The organism is Rosistilla ulvae, assembly GCF_007741475.1.
In the GTDB taxonomy this organism is placed as follows: Bacteria; Planctomycetota; Planctomycetia; order Pirellulales; family Pirellulaceae; genus Rosistilla; species Rosistilla ulvae.
Map to the genome: position 1 here is coordinate 1769302 of NZ_CP036261.1, position 17035 is coordinate 1786336.

13 protein-coding genes are annotated in these 17035 nt (G+C 57.8%); 5 read left to right on the forward strand and 8 right to left on the reverse strand.

All coding sequences use genetic code 11. The features are described from left to right. Positions 1 to 132: 132 nt before the first annotated feature. The 6 genes from EC9_RS06400 to EC9_RS06425 all read right to left on the reverse strand — a co-directional run bounded on the left by EC9_RS06400 (position 133) and on the right by EC9_RS06425 (position 6815). On the reverse strand, positions 133 to 942 hold the full coding sequence (locus EC9_RS06400) for an inositol monophosphatase family protein (protein WP_246105985.1): 810 nt from the start codon (positions 940 to 942) through the stop codon (positions 133 to 135). A gap of 163 nt (positions 943 to 1105) precedes the next feature. After that, positions 1106 to 3289 carry an NfeD family protein gene (locus EC9_RS06405; protein ID WP_218934630.1) on the reverse strand — a complete coding sequence of 728 codons (2184 nt, stop codon included), beginning with the start codon at positions 3287 to 3289 and terminating at the stop codon, positions 1106 to 1108. 83 nt (positions 3290 to 3372) lie between these two features. Further along, complete coding sequence (locus EC9_RS06410) at positions 3373 to 5118, reverse strand: tetratricopeptide repeat protein (protein WP_145343352.1); 1746 nt, start codon at positions 5116 to 5118, stop codon at positions 3373 to 3375. 6 nt (positions 5119 to 5124) lie between these two features. Further along, positions 5125 to 5961 (reverse strand): 3-deoxy-8-phosphooctulonate synthase, encoded by an 837-nt coding sequence (gene kdsA / locus EC9_RS06415; protein WP_145343354.1) that lies wholly within the window; start codon positions 5959 to 5961, stop codon positions 5125 to 5127. 73 nt (positions 5962 to 6034) lie between these two features. Beyond that, on the reverse strand, positions 6035 to 6343 hold the full coding sequence (locus tag EC9_RS06420; protein ID WP_145343356.1) for a Dabb family protein: 309 nt from the start codon (positions 6341 to 6343) through the stop codon (positions 6035 to 6037). A gap of 16 nt (positions 6344 to 6359) precedes the next feature. Then, entirely contained in the window at positions 6360 to 6815 is a 456-nt protein-coding gene (locus tag EC9_RS06425) for an FHA domain-containing protein (RefSeq protein ID WP_145093684.1), read from the reverse strand. A 151-nt stretch (positions 6816 to 6966) separates the two neighbouring features. On the opposite strand from EC9_RS06425, the gene EC9_RS06430 reads away from it, so the two are divergent. The 5 genes from EC9_RS06430 to EC9_RS06450 all read left to right on the forward strand — a co-directional run bounded on the left by EC9_RS06430 (position 6967) and on the right by EC9_RS06450 (position 13882). Next, positions 6967 to 7938 carry a TIGR01212 family radical SAM protein gene (locus EC9_RS06430; RefSeq protein WP_145343358.1) on the forward strand — a complete coding sequence of 324 codons (972 nt, stop codon included), beginning with the start codon at positions 6967 to 6969 and terminating at the stop codon, positions 7936 to 7938. Positions 7939 to 8479: 541 nt separating this feature from the next. Beyond that, positions 8480 to 9130 (forward strand): peroxiredoxin-like family protein, encoded by a 651-nt coding sequence (locus tag EC9_RS06435; protein ID WP_145343360.1) that lies wholly within the window; start codon positions 8480 to 8482, stop codon positions 9128 to 9130. Between the two features lie 68 nt (positions 9131 to 9198). Further along, entirely contained in the window at positions 9199 to 10269 is a 1071-nt protein-coding gene (locus EC9_RS06440; protein WP_218934631.1) for a hypothetical protein, read from the forward strand. 140 nt (positions 10270 to 10409) lie between these two features. Continuing rightward, positions 10410 to 12299, forward strand: coding sequence for a c-type cytochrome (locus EC9_RS06445; protein WP_145343362.1), 1890 nt, complete (start codon positions 10410 to 10412; stop codon positions 12297 to 12299). Between the two features lie 450 nt (positions 12300 to 12749). Further along, a protein-coding gene (locus EC9_RS06450; protein WP_145349026.1) for an IS630 family transposase occupies positions 12750 to 13882 on the forward strand; the annotation gives its coding sequence in 2 pieces (ribosomal slippage) (positions 12750 to 13185 and positions 13185 to 13882; 1134 coding nt in all). Positions 13883 to 13889: 7 nt separating this feature from the next. Here EC9_RS06450 and EC9_RS06455 read toward each other — a convergent pair. Together EC9_RS06455 and EC9_RS06460 are read right to left on the reverse strand one after the other, a co-directional pair. Beyond that, on the reverse strand, positions 13890 to 14402 hold the full coding sequence (locus EC9_RS06455) for a DUF6702 family protein (protein WP_145343364.1): 513 nt from the start codon (positions 14400 to 14402) through the stop codon (positions 13890 to 13892). Beyond that, positions 14399 to 16876, reverse strand: a complete 2478-nt coding sequence (locus EC9_RS06460; protein WP_246105986.1) for a M1 family metallopeptidase — start codon at positions 16874 to 16876, stop codon at positions 14399 to 14401. The genes EC9_RS06455 and EC9_RS06460 overlap by 4 nt, the downstream gene beginning before the upstream one ends. Positions 16877 to 17035: the final 159 nt, after the last annotated feature.

Consider the following 17035-nt stretch of genomic DNA (forward strand, 5'->3'; position numbering starts at 1 on the left):
CCAGTAAAAAGCTTGTGACTAATCGGATTAGGGAAACTGGAGAGAACACGTCGAATCGGGGATGCACTTCCCCAAATAATCCGCAGGACCGGACGCAATAAAACCAACGATTTCCGCTGCCGGGGGGCCAGATTAGGCCAAGCAGCGGCGGAGTTGATCGTTTAGCGATTTCGTGGCGGTTGCCACAAATCGGGGGTCCCAAGTATCAAATTTTTCCCCCGAGAGGGACAAGATCTCCCCCTGAGCCTCGGAAACGATCAACGCTCCTGCGGCGACATCCCACGGTTTAACGCACGTTGCCCAGTAGCCATCGAGTCGACCGGACGCGACATAACATAGATTTAACGCGGCCGAACCCAGTCGCCGAACGGATTGTGCTTCGTCCAACGCAGCAGCAAAACGACTCAGTTCAGATGAATCATGCTGCGTGCCGGCTGAAAAACTGCAAGCCAATAAAGCTTGTTCCAAGCGGTCGGTCGTGCTGCAACGAATCGGGATGTCGTTCAAAAACGCCCCGCCGCCGCGTTGTGCCCAGAAAATTTCTCGTGTGACGGGATCGTGAACGATCCCCACCTGCAGCTCTCCGGCGTGATACATCGCGATCGAAACCGCAAAACTCTGCAATTGATGGACGTAATTGACGGTCCCATCCAACGGATCGACGATCCAGATCGGCGGGTGGTTCGGATCGGCCAACATCTCGGCGGAGACCTGGTCGTGCCCCTCCTCCTCGCCGACAAATCCGTGGTCGGGAAAGTTGGAGAGCAGGATCTTTTGGATCGCTTGCTGCGCCGCGACATCCGCTTCGGTAACCAGATCGCGCGGTGCCTTCTCGCGGACCGAAAACCGGCCTTGGTAGGATAAAAGAATCTTGGCACCAGCCGCAGCCGCCAGCCGCGCCACCTTCAGATAGTTGTCGTTCATGTCCAAGCGTTGCTCCATGCGGATGGATCGAATTAGGTCCGGTGCCCCCCAATTATCGGTAGACTCCCCTGTTTGATAAGCGAAAACGCGACGGGCGACCACCCGCCGAGGTCGGCATTTATCTCGGATTCGATCATCCAGCGACTTTTCTGCCCTGCGGATCCTGCGACCGCGCCGGCGTTTATTCCGGCTCGTCGTCGTCGATCAGCTCTTCGACGACGACCCGATTGCCGTAAACCTGTTTGACGATCACCGGTCGCTGCGGATCGATCATCGGTCCGTCGCTGACCACCGCGATCAACTCCTCGCCAAACCTGGCTTTGCCAGACGGGACCAGCGGCGTCGTCGCGATTCCTCGCTGACCTTGCAGATGATCCCAGTGGACGATCGCTTCGTTCTCGGCCCGAATCTGCTTCTCCTCTTCGTCTTCGACCATCATCAGGTGGCGGAAGAAAGGCAACTGAGGCAGCATCCAACGGAGCGCCAGCCCGCCTCCTAACATCCCGCCGATCGCCACCAGCACGCCGATCAGATTGCCAGTTAATTGGTTGTATTGGTAGGCGTTGCTGGGCAACACAAACGTTTGGCTGACCAGGACTAAACTGGCCACTAACATCACCAAGCCACCGATCCCAAAAATGCCAAAGCCGGGGAACAACAGCACCTCCGCCAACAGACAAAGAACCCCGCCGACGAACAAGAAGATCTCCAACCACTCCGCCGTTCCGCCGGCCGCTTGGATCCAAAAGAAGAGCATCAGGCTGACCATCGAAATGAAGCCGGGAAAACCGATCCCCGGCGCACCGATCTCCACCGACAGCATGAAGAAGCCGATAAACAGCAGCATCCGCGGCAGCCAAACTTGGCGTCCCAGGCTCTCGACAAAATTCACAATCCAGCGTTCGTCCAGCCGTTGAGGCAGATCTTTCAGCCCGACCTTTCGGCAGACCTGTTTTAGATCGCTCTCGATGCCGGTGATCAGCCCCAGTTGAAGTGCTTGTTCTGCCGAGATGCCATCGGCCAACGCGACGGCCCCCTGGCGAGCCCATCGCGCCGCGTCGTCTCGCGCGGCGTGTTCGTCGGAACTGAAGTAAGCGACGCGACCGCTGCGGGCGTCAAGATATTCGAAGACCTCTAGTTCTCGATCCAACAGCCCGCGCAACAGCGCTGGACTGCGTCCCGTCGACCGCGCGATCTGGTCGATCGCTTCGCTCAGATCATCCAACGCCGCGGCGCTGAACGACGCTGCTCCCGGTCCGCCCAGGTTTGCTTCGGGGGACATGTAGACCTGTTGCGCGGCCAATGCGACCAACGCGGCGTCGCCGACGGCTTGAGGGTCGACCAACGCGGCGGTTCGGATTCCCTGAGCCGGAAGGTTGGCGAAATACGATGCCAATTCGAGCGATTCGTTTAGATCTCCACCGGCGCTGTTGACATGCGATACGACGAGATTCAGATCGTGGCGTTGGATCGCGTCGGACAAATTATTGCGGACACGTCGTCCCCGCCGGCGATTGATCGGACCGCTGATCTCCGCCAACACCGCGTTGACCTCTCCCAGGTTGGGCGACTGGGAATCGCTGATTCGCGACAAACCGAGCGCGGTGGCCAATTCATCGACATCGCGAACCTCATGCGTTGCCCACCGATAGGTTCTCATCTGTGAACCGACAAAGTTTGCAAGTTCGCCCGGCGCGGCAAGCTGTTCCTCTTTCCAGACCTTCCCCTGGTCGCGGAGTTCCGCAAGTTCGGGTCCCGAAAGAAACAGATCGCCCCCATCGACTTGGCTGATCCGGACTAGTTCGAGATCGGCGTCCAGCATCGCTCGCACCGCACCGATCGGAATCGTGCGTCGTCGCTGGGCGATCGATTCATAAGCCAACATGACGACCGGATCGACGGAGGCTTGGTCGATTCCGGCATCTCCCAAACTGGCTCCGGGGGCAACGACGATCTGATCGCAAGCCAGCACCGGCAGGACCGCATGCCCTTGGACCGATCCGGCGACGTAAGCGATCGTCTTGACGTCGGTCGCGTTTTCGCTGGTTAAGAACCGCGCCAATTGCAGCCCCCGTTCGAAAGCTGTCTCGCCGCCGGTCGCCTGGTCGCCTTGCTTGCCGAACTGCAGCACCAACTTTTGCCGCCCTGCTTCCGCTGTGGCGGTGGAACGGATCGTGTTGATCGTCGATTCGACCTGCCGCTGCGTTGCATCGTCGATCGGCAACGCGACTTGAACCAACACTCCCCGCTGAACGTCCTGGCCGAGGGTTGGGGATTCGGTCAGCGGGCACGCCAGGCAAAACGCAACCCAACCCAAGAGAAAGCTCCGCCACCGTGGCAGCGTGCGGTTACCGTCGGTGCGCATGCGTCGTGAGTGCTGTTGGAACATCGTACATCCCCCTCCTCTTCCCAGCACTGATTATACGTGCCCCGAACCGCCAGATCGCGTTATTCGGCGACTTCGCGCGACAACAATCGAGCGCGGATGCGGTTCCCGTGTTCCTGGGGATCACGCTGCGTCTTGTAATATTCGATCGCTTCGTCGGGACGGTCCAGATGCTCCAATGCTCTTCCCACATTGTAACGAGCCGAAGGACCCCAAGGGGATTGCGTGTCGCGGCCCAGCACGCGTTTCTGCTGCCAGGTCGCTGCGTTTTCGTAACGCGAGTCTTCGAACTGAATCAAAGCCAACCAAAAAGTTGCCGCCTGTTTGGCTTGGCGGTACTGAGCCTGAATGATTCGCAGCTGCTGGTCGTACGCTTCCTGCGGCTGTCCGGGTTGGCGGCGAGCGTTCAATTGAACCTGCAGATTCACATCGTACGGTAGGTTTTCGATGTCGGTGTCGGGAATCCGCAGATTCATATAAAGGATCCGCGCCCCATCGTCTTCGTCGCGATCGAACTCGCCGCTCAAGTGATTCCACCGCGCCTTGGCCAAAGGAAAATTGGGAGACAACATGCCCCACCGCATCTGTTGGTCCAGATAGACCTTCAGGTCGTCGGACATCGCCCGCTGCATTGCAAAGTGATATCGGCGAGCCAAAGCGTCGATCGACCAGGCTTGAGCTTCGTCGATCAATTCAAGTTCCTCCCACGCCGCGATCGATTCGGGATCGTAGGTCAACTGCATTCGGGCGTCGCCGGTCAGCCCCTGCTGCAGGGCTTTCATCCGCCAACAAAACGCTTCGGTCGGAATGTCGATGAAGGCGACAACCTTCGACAGCCAGCTGGAATCGACGGGATAATCGTACAGCCCAGCGATCTTCATCCGCCGCAGAACCGCGGGGTCCTCTTTGGCTTGAGCGAGCGTCGCGATTCCCTCTTGCCCAGGACCGGGAACATGCGTTCCGATCATGGCATCAAACAGGAAGATCTGTTGGCCGGCGCGGACGCCAACCAACCATGGCACGACCGAGTCGCGATCGGGTTGCTTGATCGCCAGCATGCAGGCATCGAGGCCAGCCTGTTGGCACAGTCCTAGGAAGACGCGCGAACGCTGCAGCCCATCGCCGCTGCCTCGCCAAAGACATTCCTCCAACGTCTGCCGATACCCAGGGCCATCGAAGACCAATCCAGGCGGCATTTCCTTGGGGGCGACCCGCGGGGAATTGGCGGGGAATTGCAGCGGTTGCAGTTGGATATTGCGGAGCGTCCAGTCGAACAAGCGGGAAGCTTTTTCCAGCGTTTGAACCTGCGACGGATCGAGTCCGGACTCTTCGTCGGCTAGCCAGCCAGCGAGAATGGGATCGTGCAGCGGGCCGTCGCCAGCCCAGTTCGCAACGCGGCTGAGCAGAAAACAGCGGCGGAAATAGTCGATGTCGCCCGGCAGGAAGGTGTCGGAATCGGGACGCACGGCGTCGAATTCGTCGGGGAACAACTGCTTCCGCTGGGCAGCCATCGGAGAGAGTTGACGATCGACCTCCGGCGGCGAGGCTTCCAGCCAAGCGTTCAAGTGGTAATTGATCTGCCGCGTCGCCGCCTGCGGATCGAGTTCGACCATCCGGCTGATATAGCCAGCCGCCTCGTTCAAGTGGTCGACGGTTGCCGCTTCGTTTGCCAGCTGCTGCTTTTGTTTACGCCGCGCTTGGCGGACGATCTCCGCTTCGTTGTTGCAGCCGACAAGAGCCGCATTGGCAGCGATCAAAAGACAGACCAAGCCAATGCGGTAACGAGAGTTTGTGATCCAGATCATCATTCGATTTTATAGGGCCTCAAGACCCCGGCGGATTGCGAGCATCCGGCCCACCAAACCCGAAAACTGATCCAGCGGAACCATGTTCGGACCATCGCTCGGTGATTTATCGGGGTCGGGGTGGGTTTCAAAGAATAACGCGTCGGTTCCTATTGCTACGGCAGCCCGAGCTAATGGTTCAACCATCGCCCGATTGCCACCGGTTGCGCCACCTAACCCACCGGGCTGCTGGACGCTGTGCGTGGCGTCAAAAACGACAGGGACGCCCAACGCCTGCATCTCCGGAATCGAACGCATATCGTTGACCAAACGGCCGTAACCGAAAAACGTTCCCCGCTCGCACAGCAGGATGTTCTGCGATCCGCTCTCCCGCAGCTTTTCGACGACGTACCGCATGTCGCCAGGAGCCATAAATTGCCCCTTCTTCACGTTGATCGCTTTGCCCGTTTCGGCTGCCGCGACCAACAGATCGGTCTGGCGTGCGAGAAACGCGGGGATTTGCAGCAGATCGCAAACCCGCCCGGCAGCTTCGGCTTGCTCGGGAAGATGGATGTCGGTCGTCACCGGCAGGCCAGTCGCTTCGCCAACGGCTTGCAGGATCTCGAGTCCCGCTTCGAGTCCCGGCCCGCGGTAGCTGCTCAAACTGGTTCGGTTCGCCTTATCAAACGAAGCCTTAAAGACGATCGAGGCACCGTGCTCTTGGCCGATATCGCGCAGCTGCAAACCGATCTCGATCGCTGCCTCGCGAGTTTCCAAAACGCACGGCCCGGCAATCAACAGCAATGGATTGTCAGGGCCACAGGTGTAGTCGCCGATTTTCGCCGGGGTTATGCCATCCTGATGCATCGTTTCTCAGTCCCTTTTTCGATTGGATCGCCCCCCGCTTGGCGGGCGTCGGCTTGCTACCTTCGATAGACGCCTAACCGACGTTGGAATCGAAGACTCGAACCTGTTTCCAGTTCTCTTTTTGTTCGGCGATGAATTCGTTGTGCGGGTCGGACACTTGGTAGGCATCGTGTGCCGCGCGGTCGGCAAACACGATCGCCAAACAAACATCGAACTCCTGATCGTTGACCGGGCGTTGCATCTCCGGTTCGCGACGCCCCATCGAATAGCTGACGATGCCGTCATGGGGCTTAAGGTACTTCAGCCCCGCGGCGATCAACGATTCGCATTGCACATCGGACTTATCGTTCAGCGTAAAAAAGACACAATGTGCAAACTTCATCGGTGCGGAATCCTAATTAAAAATCGAGGTCGTCGTGCTGTTCGTTCTTGAAGCGATTCGACTCGCTGCGGCGGTTCATGCCGGCGCGGTCCATCAACGAACGTCGCAGAACGTCGGACAATTGATCTTCGTCCGGCGGTGGTGGGCCAAACGCCCCCAGATCTTGCGGGTTGTATTCGATGGTGTATTCGTGCTTGGCAAACGAGATCACCGAACCGGGATCGAGTCGTTTGCGCAAGATCCGGCTGCCGTTGACCTTGGTGCCGTTGCGGCTGTCCATATCGCGAGCGAACCAGTATCCGTTCTCGAGCGTCAGCCGACAATGCTGCCCCGAAATATTTGCGAACTTCAAACAGATGTCGCACGAATCGCGGCGTCCGACCGTCAATCGCTCCTTCAACAACGGCACCGGATCGCCGCCGCTGGAGGGTTCGAGCATCCCGTAACGTTTAACTTTGCCAATATCGTCCATCGGTTCCCTTGCCTGCCCACGCCGTTGGCGCTATCTATGCGCTGAGTAATAGTGGACCTTACACTCAGGTTGCTGAAAAATGGTAGCCACTTCAAAAGTCCCTTAGCGCTCCATTTATTGTCACTTCACCTAACTATAATAGCTCTCAAACATGCAATCCTCAATTCCGCCGGGGCACGATCATTTCGATTGGCGGCTCGATGGTGCGTTCTATTACCCTTATAGCGCCTATTTGCGGAATCGCTTCGGCGGTCGCGTCCAACGGGTCAGCATCAACGCCGGTTTCACTTGCCCCAACGCCGATGGAACGCTTGCCAAAGGGGGCTGTAATTTCTGCAACAACCCTTCGTTCAGCCCCAGCCGGCGGACGCGGCGATACGAGATTCGTGAGCAGATCGATCGCGGGATCGAAGCCCTAAAGCGTCGATACAGCAACATCAAGGGCTTTATCGCTTACTTCCAGCCTGCCACGAACACCTACGCCGACGTCGACCATCTGCGGGCGTTGTACGAGGAATCGCTGTCGCATCCGGAAGTCGTCGGCCTGGCGATCGGAACCCGTCCCGACTGCGTCGCCGAGGATGTGTTGGATCTGATCAGCGAATTGGCCCAGCAGCGGTACGTCTCGGTCGAATACGGGATGCAGACGATCCACGCCGAGAGTCTCGATTGGATGAACCGCGCGCACTACCACGACTCGATGATCGATGCTGTCGAGCGTAGCCGCGGCCGCGGGTTCGAGATCAGCGGTCATGTGATCCTGGGGATCCCACGCGAATCGCACGCCGACATGATGGAGACCGCCGTCGAAGTCGCTCGACTGAATCTCGACGCCGTGAAGATCCATAATCTGTATGCCGTCAAAAATACGCGTCTGGGGGATGAAGTCGCTGCGGGGGAGGTGCAATTGATGCCCCGCGACGAATACGTCCAGACAGTCGTCGATTTCATCGAACGCCTGCCCGAAACGATGATCATCGAACGGGTCAGCGGCGAAGCCCCGCCGGCCTACCTGATCGCCCCCGAATGGTGCTTGCAGAAGTCGAGCCTGCGACATGCGATCGAGCAGGAATTCAAGCAGCGTGGCACGCGGCAAGGCAGTCGCTACGTGGCCTCGCCCTAGTAAATTCCATCCGTCACGGCGTCATTGAACGTGGGACGCAACAACCTTGCGATTGCGTCTCGGAAGTAAGAAGCCGGCGCGGCGCAGGAGAGGTGAGCGTCGACGTGCCGCGCACCAATGCCCCATCCCGCGGCTAGCTTGCGTTGAGGGGGGCGTCGATACGATCTTCCGCAGTTCGGGTGCTGCGCGCTGCAAACATTGCGAACTGCTGGCGATCCGCCTCCCTGCCTGGTGTTCGCCGATCGGTCAATCGCGACGGTTCCAGCAAGCACTGGACGCGTCGATAGACTGGATAATAAAGCAGCACGCTGAACGCAAACGCTCCGACGGTGGCCGAACCGTCTCGTCTGGCTCAATTCGAAGCGAAGCTTGGCAACCGCTCGCCCGGCTGGACAAACGGGTGGCGGAATTGCTGTAGAGCCTGTCCGCGGGGATGCCACTTCCCGACAACAGCGACGATCGATATTGGGCTGGCCGAACGACGTCGCGGTGAAGCTCAAAATTCAGAATCGATAGCCCCCGATCTTTCAGGAGAAACACGATGTCCAGCCTTCGAGTACAAACCGAGGCAAAGTTTGCGAACACACGGAAGAACAATCCCGCCTTCGCAAAGCAAGTCGATGAGATTCTGTCGTCCGCCGAAGCATTCCAATCCGGTGCCCAGGCGATTGGAACCGGACAGCCGGCTCCCGACTTTGCGCTGCCCAATCCGCAAAGGGAAACGGTCTCGTTGTCTCGCTTGCTGTCGAAGGGCCCGGTCGTCGTGACGTTCTATCGCGGAAGCTGGTGTCCGTATTGCAATCTGCAGTTGCGAGCGATGCAGCAGCGGTTGGCGGAGATTCATTCGGTCGGAGCCGAACTCGTTGCGATCAGTCCGCAATTGCCCGATCAATCGATGACGCATGCCGAACAAGTGGCGTTGGAGTTCCCTGTCCTTTCGGACCAGGACGCTCGCGTCGCAGCTCAGTACGGTGTCGCTTGGCAGGTCCCCGATATGATCCTGGATCACATGCGGAACGATCGCAAGCTTGATCTGACAGAGATCAACGGTGGCAACGGCAGCGTGTTGCCCATCCCAGCAACCTTTGTGCTGAACCGCGATGGAAAGGTGACTTGGCGGTTCGTCGATGTTGACTATCGCAAACGTGCGGAACCCGATGACGTTCTGGCGGCGCTGCAGGAGCTTTCATGAATTTCAATGGGCAGGATGGGGCGGTCGAATCTAACAACCTAAAGACAGGTACCTCAAGGAAATCTACGATGCTCAAATCAAACCTTTCTCTACTCGTTGCGTTCGCAATTTTGGCCGCGGCCACTTCGACCACGGTGGCGCAAACGCCATCCCCCGGCGCCGAGATCGACGACAGCAAAAGTCCCAAGTTCGGCAATGGCGCGACACCCGACTTGATCGCGGTTTCGCAAAAGCAGCCTGTCTCCGAACAGCCTTCGTTCACTCAGGGCGAAGCGCAAAGTGATGTCGTCACTCTATTTCAATGGACAGGAGCTAACCCGCGGACGGCGAAAGTCGCCAAGATCAAATCGACAGACGGTCGCCAGTGGACGGTTCCCGCAAGGACCCATTTTCAGTCCGCACCCAAAGCGTTTGATCTCTACAACGAGGCCAACAAAGTGACGCCTGCAGGACTGGCCGATGTCGACGTGAATCAGATCCCCGTGATCGACGCGGGGGGAGACGAAATCTTCACCGCCTATGTTTTTGGTGACAACTATTTTGAGTTCTACGTCAATGGCAAACTGCTGGCGGTCGACCCCGTTCCGATGACGCCATTCAACAGTAATGTGATTCGCTTCAAAGCCCAGCGGCCGGTTACGATTGGCGTGATGGGTGTCGATTGGGAGGAGCGACTCGGGCTCGGCTTTGAACAATTCCGCGGGGCTCCCTTCCATCAAGGAGATGCCGGTTTGGTCGCCGTCATCAAGAACGCGGCTGGCGAAACGGTCTCCATCACCGACGAGATCTGGAAGGCTCAGACGTTTTATGTCGCACCGCTGAAGTCGCCCGACTGCCTCGTCGTCAACGGCAGCCACCGAGACAGTTCCAAAAGCAGCACCGACGATGTTGACGATGGAACAACTTGGTTCGCCGCTCATTGGCCGATCCCGCAAAATTGGGCTGCCGCCGATTTTAACGATCATCATTGGCCCAACGCTGTCACCTTCACCAACGACTTCGTCGGGGTCAACAACAAGCCGGCCTACACCAACTTCACCGACCTGTTCGACGCGCCCGATGCCGATGCAAAATTCATCTGGTCATCCAGCCTCGTGCATGACAATCTCGTCCTGATGCGGACCACGATTGGCAAATAGCCAACTGAAGCCGCGTTGGTCCCGGTCGGTAGTCTCGCCTTGTGGTGGCCGCTGCAACACAATTTGCTACACTCAGGCGATTCGGGAGCCCGTAACGTTTCCGGTCGCTCCCAGCCGTTCCTTTCAATCGATTCAAACGTATGAAGCTTCACGCGCTGACACTCTGCATCGTCCTGTTTGCCCTTACATCGACCGCGACGGCAGCCGATCCCAAGCCGCCTCGGATCTTCCTCGATAAGAGCGAGCGGGTCGTGATGTTCCAACTCAATCGGCTCTCCAACGAGCAATTGGTGATGGTCCCTCGCGCCACCGACGATCCTAAATACAAACCTGTCTTCGCCACGATCCTGACACGCGGCGGCCTCTCGCGACAGGACCGCCAACAAGCCGCCGCAGGATTGGCGGTGCTCAACGGAACCAGCCCGGCGACCGAACTGCTCGCCGCGATTTCGGGGCTCGATGAAAGCGATTCCGAAGAGAAAGAAGTTGGCCGCCAATTGGCCGCGATGCTGTTGGCTCAGTCGCCCAAAGACCTGGCGGATCAAAAACAAGCCTTGATCGACGCGGTCGCTTCCGATTCTGCGATGCTTCGCGCCGTCGGATACGCCGGTCTGATCGCGGGTGATCAATCGGATCAAGCATGGGAACTTGCAACCGCCAGCTCGGACAGCAAGCTCGACTATTTGCACTCGATCTCGCTGCTCCCCAAACCAAAGTTGCGATCGTCGCAGCGAGCGCATGTGATCGAACTGTTCGAGCAATCGAAAGAGAAGGAAATGCGTCGCGCCGCGATCGGTGCACTCCGCAGTATTCCCGCCGACCAAGCCGACACGTTCAGCCGCGTTGCCAAGACGATCGCCGAAAAGCCGCTGGTCGCCGAAGCTGTCTCGACGCTCTTAAAGGTCCCCGCCGACGACCGCGATCCTTCGATCGCTCAACAAGTCGTCGCCAGACTGATGCAGCTGGCCGAAGCGACCCCCGCCGCCGATCGGACCAAGCCAGCTTTTTTGAACGCGATGCAATTGGTCGATCAATTGATCGGCCTGATGCCCGTCGACCAAGCCCGCACCGTCCGCAAGCGGCTCAGTGAAATCGCCGTTCGCGTGGTCCAGATCCACGCGGTGGAAGAGGAGATGCGATACGACGTTCCCTATTTCGTCGTCCAAGCGGGCAGCGAGGTGCAGGTCGTTTTGGTCAACGAAGACCTGATGCCGCACAACTTGGTGATCACCACGCCGGGCGACCTGAAAGAGGTTGCGGAGCTTGGTTCGGCGATGGATTCGACTCCCGGACCTTCCGGAAAAATGCACGTTCCCGACAGCGACAAAGTACTGCATTCGACATCGATGGTCGGGGCGCACCAACGCGAGGCGCTGACCTTTACCGCTCCAGAACAGCCGGGGGAATATCCTTACGTCTGCACTTTTCCACGCCACTGGATGCGGATGTATGGCGTGATGGTCGTGGTCGAAGATCTCGATCTGTGGCTGAAGAATCCAGTCGAACCGAAGGATCCGATCGGCAACGATCGGGCGTTTATCAAGAGCTGGACTGTCGATGATTTTAAGCAGGATCTCGACCTCGCGCTCCGCGGTCGGTCCCCCGAGATCGGCAAGCGAATCTTCACCGAAGCCAGCTGTGCTCAGTGCCACAAGATGCAAGGCGAAGGGGGGGCGGTCGGCCCCGACCTGACCGACGTCGTCGCGCGTTGGAAGGGAGACCGGTTGGGCGTCTTGCAGGAGATCCTCGATCCTTCGCACAAGATCGACCCCAAATATGTCGTCCACGTCGTCCTGACCCTCGACGGCAAAGCGATCTCGGGAATCGTAGTCGAAGAGGACAAGAAGACGATCTCGCTGCTGGCCAATCCCGAATCGAAAGAGCCGACGGTGATCCAGCGCGACGACATCGACATCATGAACAAATCATCGCAGTCGATGATGCCCAAGGCGCTGATGGATCGCTTCACCCAAGATGAGATCTACGAACTGATGTCCTACCTCGAATCAGCCGAAGCGGCGAAGCCTTAGCCCTCGACACGAGGTCAACCAGCCAACGCGTGCTCCTCCCCCAAACGGAGCTTAAAAGCGAGGGTCGAAGCTTCACCCTCCGCCAAACGCAGTTTGAAGGGGAGGGTCGAACCAGCGAAGCGAAGTTCAGGGAAGCGAGTCCTCGCACATTTCCAGACGCTCGATCACGCAGAAGGCCCTCCCCGAAAAACTTGCTTGACGCTCGTTTCCCGACCCTCCCAGCGTTCCGCTGGGCGGGTGAAGTGCGCCGTCGCTATCGATCTTCACCCTCCGCCAAACGAAGTTTGAAGAGGAGGGGCGAACCAGCGAAGCGAGGTTCGGGGAGGCGAGTCCGCGCACAATTCACCGAGACTCTAGTGCTTTGTCAGGCTTAGGAATTGGGGTTTCCTAAATTGGAAGAATCCGGGAGTTTGTAGGTCGATTGCCCCACGAGTCACGGAGGATTCGATGATTAAGAAGTATATCGTTCGGCTTTCGGATACAGAACGGGAAGAACTGAAGGCGATTGTAAAGAAGCTGAAAGGCTCCTCGCAGAAGGTACGGCGGGCGCTGATCCTTCTCAAAGCTGACACGGAAGGACCTGGCTGGACCGACGCCAAAATCGCGGAAGCTTTGGCGTGTCGGATTCAGACCGTGGAGAATCTTCGCAAACGTTTGGTGACCGAAGGGTTCGATACGGCGCTGCACGGGAAACCGCGTTTGAGCGCCCCGCGAGAGAAGACGCTTGACGGAAAGCAAGAAGCGAAAGTGATCGCCTTGCGGTTGGGGAAACCTCCCAAAGGGTTCGCGAGTTGGTCGCTGCGTCTGTTGGCAGTCCACGTGGTAGAACTGGGGATCGTGGACTCGATCAGCTACGAAACCGTTCGCCAAACGCTTAAAAAAACGGCATGACCAATCGCAAGATCCAGTATTGGGTGATTCCACCCGACGCCGACTCCGAATTTGTAGCGTGCATGGAAGAAGTCCTAGATACCTACGAAGAACCGTATGATTCGGACTATCCCGTGGTGTGCATGGACGAACAGCCGGTCCAGCTTCACAAAGAGACGCGAACGCCGATCCCGGCGACCCGCAATCATGCTCGACGCGTCGATTACGAGTATGAACGGTGCGGAACCGCCAGCGTGTTCATGTTCACCGAGCCGCTGGCCGGATGGAGAGAAGTCACCGTGCGTCCAAAGCGAACCAAGGTCGATTGGGCCATCGAAATGGAGGCACTGCTGACGACACGCTACAAAAAGGCGAAGAAGATCATCCTGGTATGTGACAATCTCAATACCCACACCAAAGGCGCCTTCTACGAGGCCTTTAAGCCAGAAAAAGCCCGTGCCTTGGTTCGTCGCATCGAGTTCCGTTACACACCCAAGCATGGAAGTTGGCTCAACGCGGCTGAGAACGAACTCAGTTCAATGACGCGGCAGTGTATCAACGGTCGTCGATTCGCGACGATTGCGCCGCTGAGAAAGGAAACACAGGCGTGGTCCTCACACTCAAACAGAAGACAGCGTGGCGTTGACTGGCAATTCCAAGTCAAAGATGCGAGAACAAAACTAAAATCCCTCTACCCCAAAATCAAAGCCTGACAAAGCACTAGGTCTTTGGGACAACCAATTCCCACGGGGCTTTGGCTCCGTCGCGGCGGAGTGTTTGCGTTGGCTGGGCCTTGGTGAAACGGAGCGTCTGTTTTTCATCGGCTCCCATCAACAGCAGCGTGTTGACCTGCGTCGAGGCGACTTCGTGCAGCATCCGGTGGCTGATCCGCAGCTCGCGCGAAGCCGCATCGGGTTGCAATTCCAGGTAAACCCAGACGTATTTCGTCTCGTTCTCCATCCCAACCCAGTGCCATCGCGCGGGGCGATCTTGGGCGTCGACGGCGATGAATTTCGCTTTCACGTAGGCCACAATCGCGGCTTGCAATTGATCGCGATCGGTCGTTTCGAGATCGATCCGTTTGCCAGCGTGCTTCGACAACGCAAGCTGGAAGTCGCGAGGCTCCAGGCGGATCGCGATTTCAAATCGCCCCGACTGTGGATTCCATTCCCCTTCCGCCAAACTGACGTGAAACGGATGCATCAACATCGATAACAATAGAGGAAGGATCATTCGGCCGCCTCCGCAGTTGCAGGCTTCGCCACTGCTGCCGCCGCTGGCTTGGCAGCTTCCGCTTTGGCCGCAGGCTTCTTCTCCGCAGCCTCTTCTTTGTTCGACTCTTTGCCCTTGTCAGCGTCCGACTTCTTCTTCGCTTCGTTTGCCTTCCGCATCGGGTTGGATGATTTTTTGTCCTTGTACAACTTGAATCGGCTGGGGACGATCCGCGGCGGATAGAAGTTGTTCGACGCGTCGGTATCGGCCAATTGGTGGCGTGGGTCGAGCTCGATTCTGTCGAGTTCCTTGTCGGTGATCACCAGTTTCGAAACCGTTTTGTTGTTCGTTCGCCAGATCTCCGCCGGGATGTCGAGCATCTGTTTCGATCCGTCGGTGTAGCGAATCTCGGCGATGATCGGCATCACCAGACCGCCGACGTTTTCGAAGGTCAGGACGTAGAAGTTCGTCTTGCGACGGATCAGTTGTTTCTCTTCGGCGTTCAGGCTTTCGACAAACTTCTGAAACGCTTTCCGCGAATCCTCGGTGACTTCCAGTTCGTCGAAGTCGTTGTAAAAGTCTTTCAGGCCAGGGAACAGATCGATCCGTTTTTGCAGCGGTTCGTTTCGCTCAGCCGACAGCGATGGCCGGCGTTTATCCTTTTCCTGACGTTTGCGTTCGGCGGCTTCGTCGGGATCGGAGCTGTCGATCTGATATAGCTTGACATCGCGGATCGCGAGATCGACGTGGTCGGTACTATAAAACCATCCGTTCCAAAACCAATCCAAATCGACTCCCGAAGCATCTTCCATCGTGCGGAAGAAGTCGGCGGGCGTGGGGCGTTTGAATTTCCAACGACGGGCGTATTCGCGGAAGGCAAAATCGAAAAGCTCACGGCCCAAGATCGTCTCGCGCAGGATGTTCAGTGCCGTCGCTGGCTTGCCGTAGGCGTTGTTGCCAAACTGCAGAATCGATTCGCTGTTCGTCATGATCGGCATCTGGCCGCTGCTGCGCATGTAACCGGTGATATCGTCCGGTTCGCCTCGCTTGCTGGGGTAGTCTTCCTCCCATTCCTGCTCGGCGAGATACTGCAGAAACGTATTGAGCCCCTCGTCCATCCAGGTCCATTGACGCTCGTCGCTGTTGACGATCATCGGGAAATAATTGTGCCCGACCTCGTGGATGATCACCGAGATCAATCCGTATTTGGTCCGCGCGGTGTAGGTTTTATCCTCCTCCGGGCGCGGGCCGTTGAAACAGATCATCGGATACTCCATCCCGTAGACCGGACCGTTGACACTGATCGCGATCGGGTAGGGGTAGTCGAAGGTGTAGCGGCTATAGACGTCCAACGTATGGATGATCGCGTGCGTCGAATATTTGCTCCACAACGGTTCGGCTTCGTTCGGATAATACGACATCGCCATCACGGGGTTGTCGTTCTGGTCGTGACCTTGAGCGTCCCAGATGAACTTGCGACTGCTGGCCCAGGCGAAGTCGCGAACGTTTTCAGCATGGTAGACCCAAGTCTTATCCTGCTTGCTGCGATCCTTTTGATTCTTCAACGCTTCCTCGGGCGTGACGACAAAGATCGGTTCCTCGGCGGTCTTCGCCTTTTCCAGTCGCTGCCGTTGCGTTTCGGTGAGCACCTCTTCGCCGTTCTGCAAAACGCCGGTCGCCGCGACGATGTGATCGTCCGGAGCGGTGATCCGGACCTCGAAATCGCCTAGCTCCAACGTGAACTCACCGCGTCCCAAAAACTGCTTGTTCTGCCAGCCTTCGTAATCGGTGAACGCGGCGACGCGGGGATACCAGTGAGCGATCTCGTAGATGTAGTTGCCGTCTTTCTCGAAGAACTCGTACCCCGTCCGGGCGTGAATTAATTTACTGTCGTTGATCAGGTAGTCGAAGCGGATCTTGACGGTGGTCGATTCGCCCGGCGGCAACGGCGTGGGAAGATCGATCCGCATCATCGTCTTGACGATCGTGTGCTTCAGCGGTGCGCCTTCGGCATCGGTCACGCCGTGGATTTTGAAGCCTCCTTCAAACGACTCCCGCGCCAGCAGCGATCGGATCGTATTAAAGGATGCGCGGTCGGAGAAATTCGGCGCCGTCGCGGTTGCGATCGCGTCGGATCCCGGTTCAAAGATGTTCTGGTCCAATTGGATCCACAGGAAACCAAGCGGCTCGGGGGCGTGGTTGTGGTAGTCGATCGTTTCGCTGCCGGTGATCTTCTGGTTCTGATCGTCTAACCGCACGTCGATCTTGTAATCGGCTCGCTGCTGCCAATATTCCGGGCCGGGCATTCCCGATGCGGAGCGGTATTTGTTGGGCGTTGGCAGCCACTGGTCGATCTGCCGAAAATCATCGGTCTGACCGTATTTATTGTTCGGCCGCGGTTGAGCTTGGCTGGCAACCGGTTCGATGGCAGCGTGGGCGATCAAAATCGCCAAGGCCAGGATGGGAAGAGAGGATCGTCGAAAGAACACGACCATGGAGAGTCTCATCAAGTAGGTGGGAAGGCATGGTGCAAAGCAGCGTCTGTACAATCATAGTACAACGAACACGGGGCGGGGAACGGAAAGCATCCCCCACACGCCCAGCTTATCTCTTTCGTCCACCAACGCCGGCACCAGCGCAGGTTTAGCGGTCGC

Bases quoted from the DNA above. Each gene is read 5' to 3' on its own strand.
- EC9_RS06455 (WP_145343364.1), bottom strand. From the start codon at position 14,402: ATGATCCTTCCTCTATTGTTATCGATGTTGATGCATCCGTTTCACGTC.
- EC9_RS06445 (WP_145343362.1), top strand. From the start codon at position 10,410: ATGAAGCTTCACGCGCTGACACTCTGCATCGTCCTGTTTGCCCTTACA.
- EC9_RS06440 (WP_218934631.1), top strand. From the start codon at position 9,199: ATGCTCAAATCAAACCTTTCTCTACTCGTTGCGTTCGCAATTTTGGCC.
- EC9_RS06425 (WP_145093684.1), bottom strand. From the start codon at position 6,815: ATGGACGATATTGGCAAAGTTAAACGTTACGGGATGCTCGAACCCTCC.
- EC9_RS06405 (WP_218934630.1), bottom strand. From the start codon at position 3,289: ATGCGCACCGACGGTAACCGCACGCTGCCACGGTGGCGGAGCTTTCTC.
- kdsA (WP_145343354.1), bottom strand. From the start codon at position 5,961: ATGCATCAGGATGGCATAACCCCGGCGAAAATCGGCGACTACACCTGT.
- EC9_RS06410 (WP_145343352.1), bottom strand. From the start codon at position 5,118: ATGATGATCTGGATCACAAACTCTCGTTACCGCATTGGCTTGGTCTGT.
- EC9_RS06430 (WP_145343358.1), top strand. From the start codon at position 6,967: ATGCAATCCTCAATTCCGCCGGGGCACGATCATTTCGATTGGCGGCTC.
- EC9_RS06460 (WP_246105986.1), bottom strand. From the start codon at position 16,876: ATGGTCGTGTTCTTTCGACGATCCTCTCTTCCCATCCTGGCCTTGGCG.
- EC9_RS06435 (WP_145343360.1), top strand. From the start codon at position 8,480: ATGTCCAGCCTTCGAGTACAAACCGAGGCAAAGTTTGCGAACACACGG.
- EC9_RS06400 (WP_246105985.1), bottom strand. From the start codon at position 942: ATGGAGCAACGCTTGGACATGAACGACAACTATCTGAAGGTGGCGCGG.
- EC9_RS06420 (WP_145343356.1), bottom strand. From the start codon at position 6,343: ATGAAGTTTGCACATTGTGTCTTTTTTACGCTGAACGATAAGTCCGAT.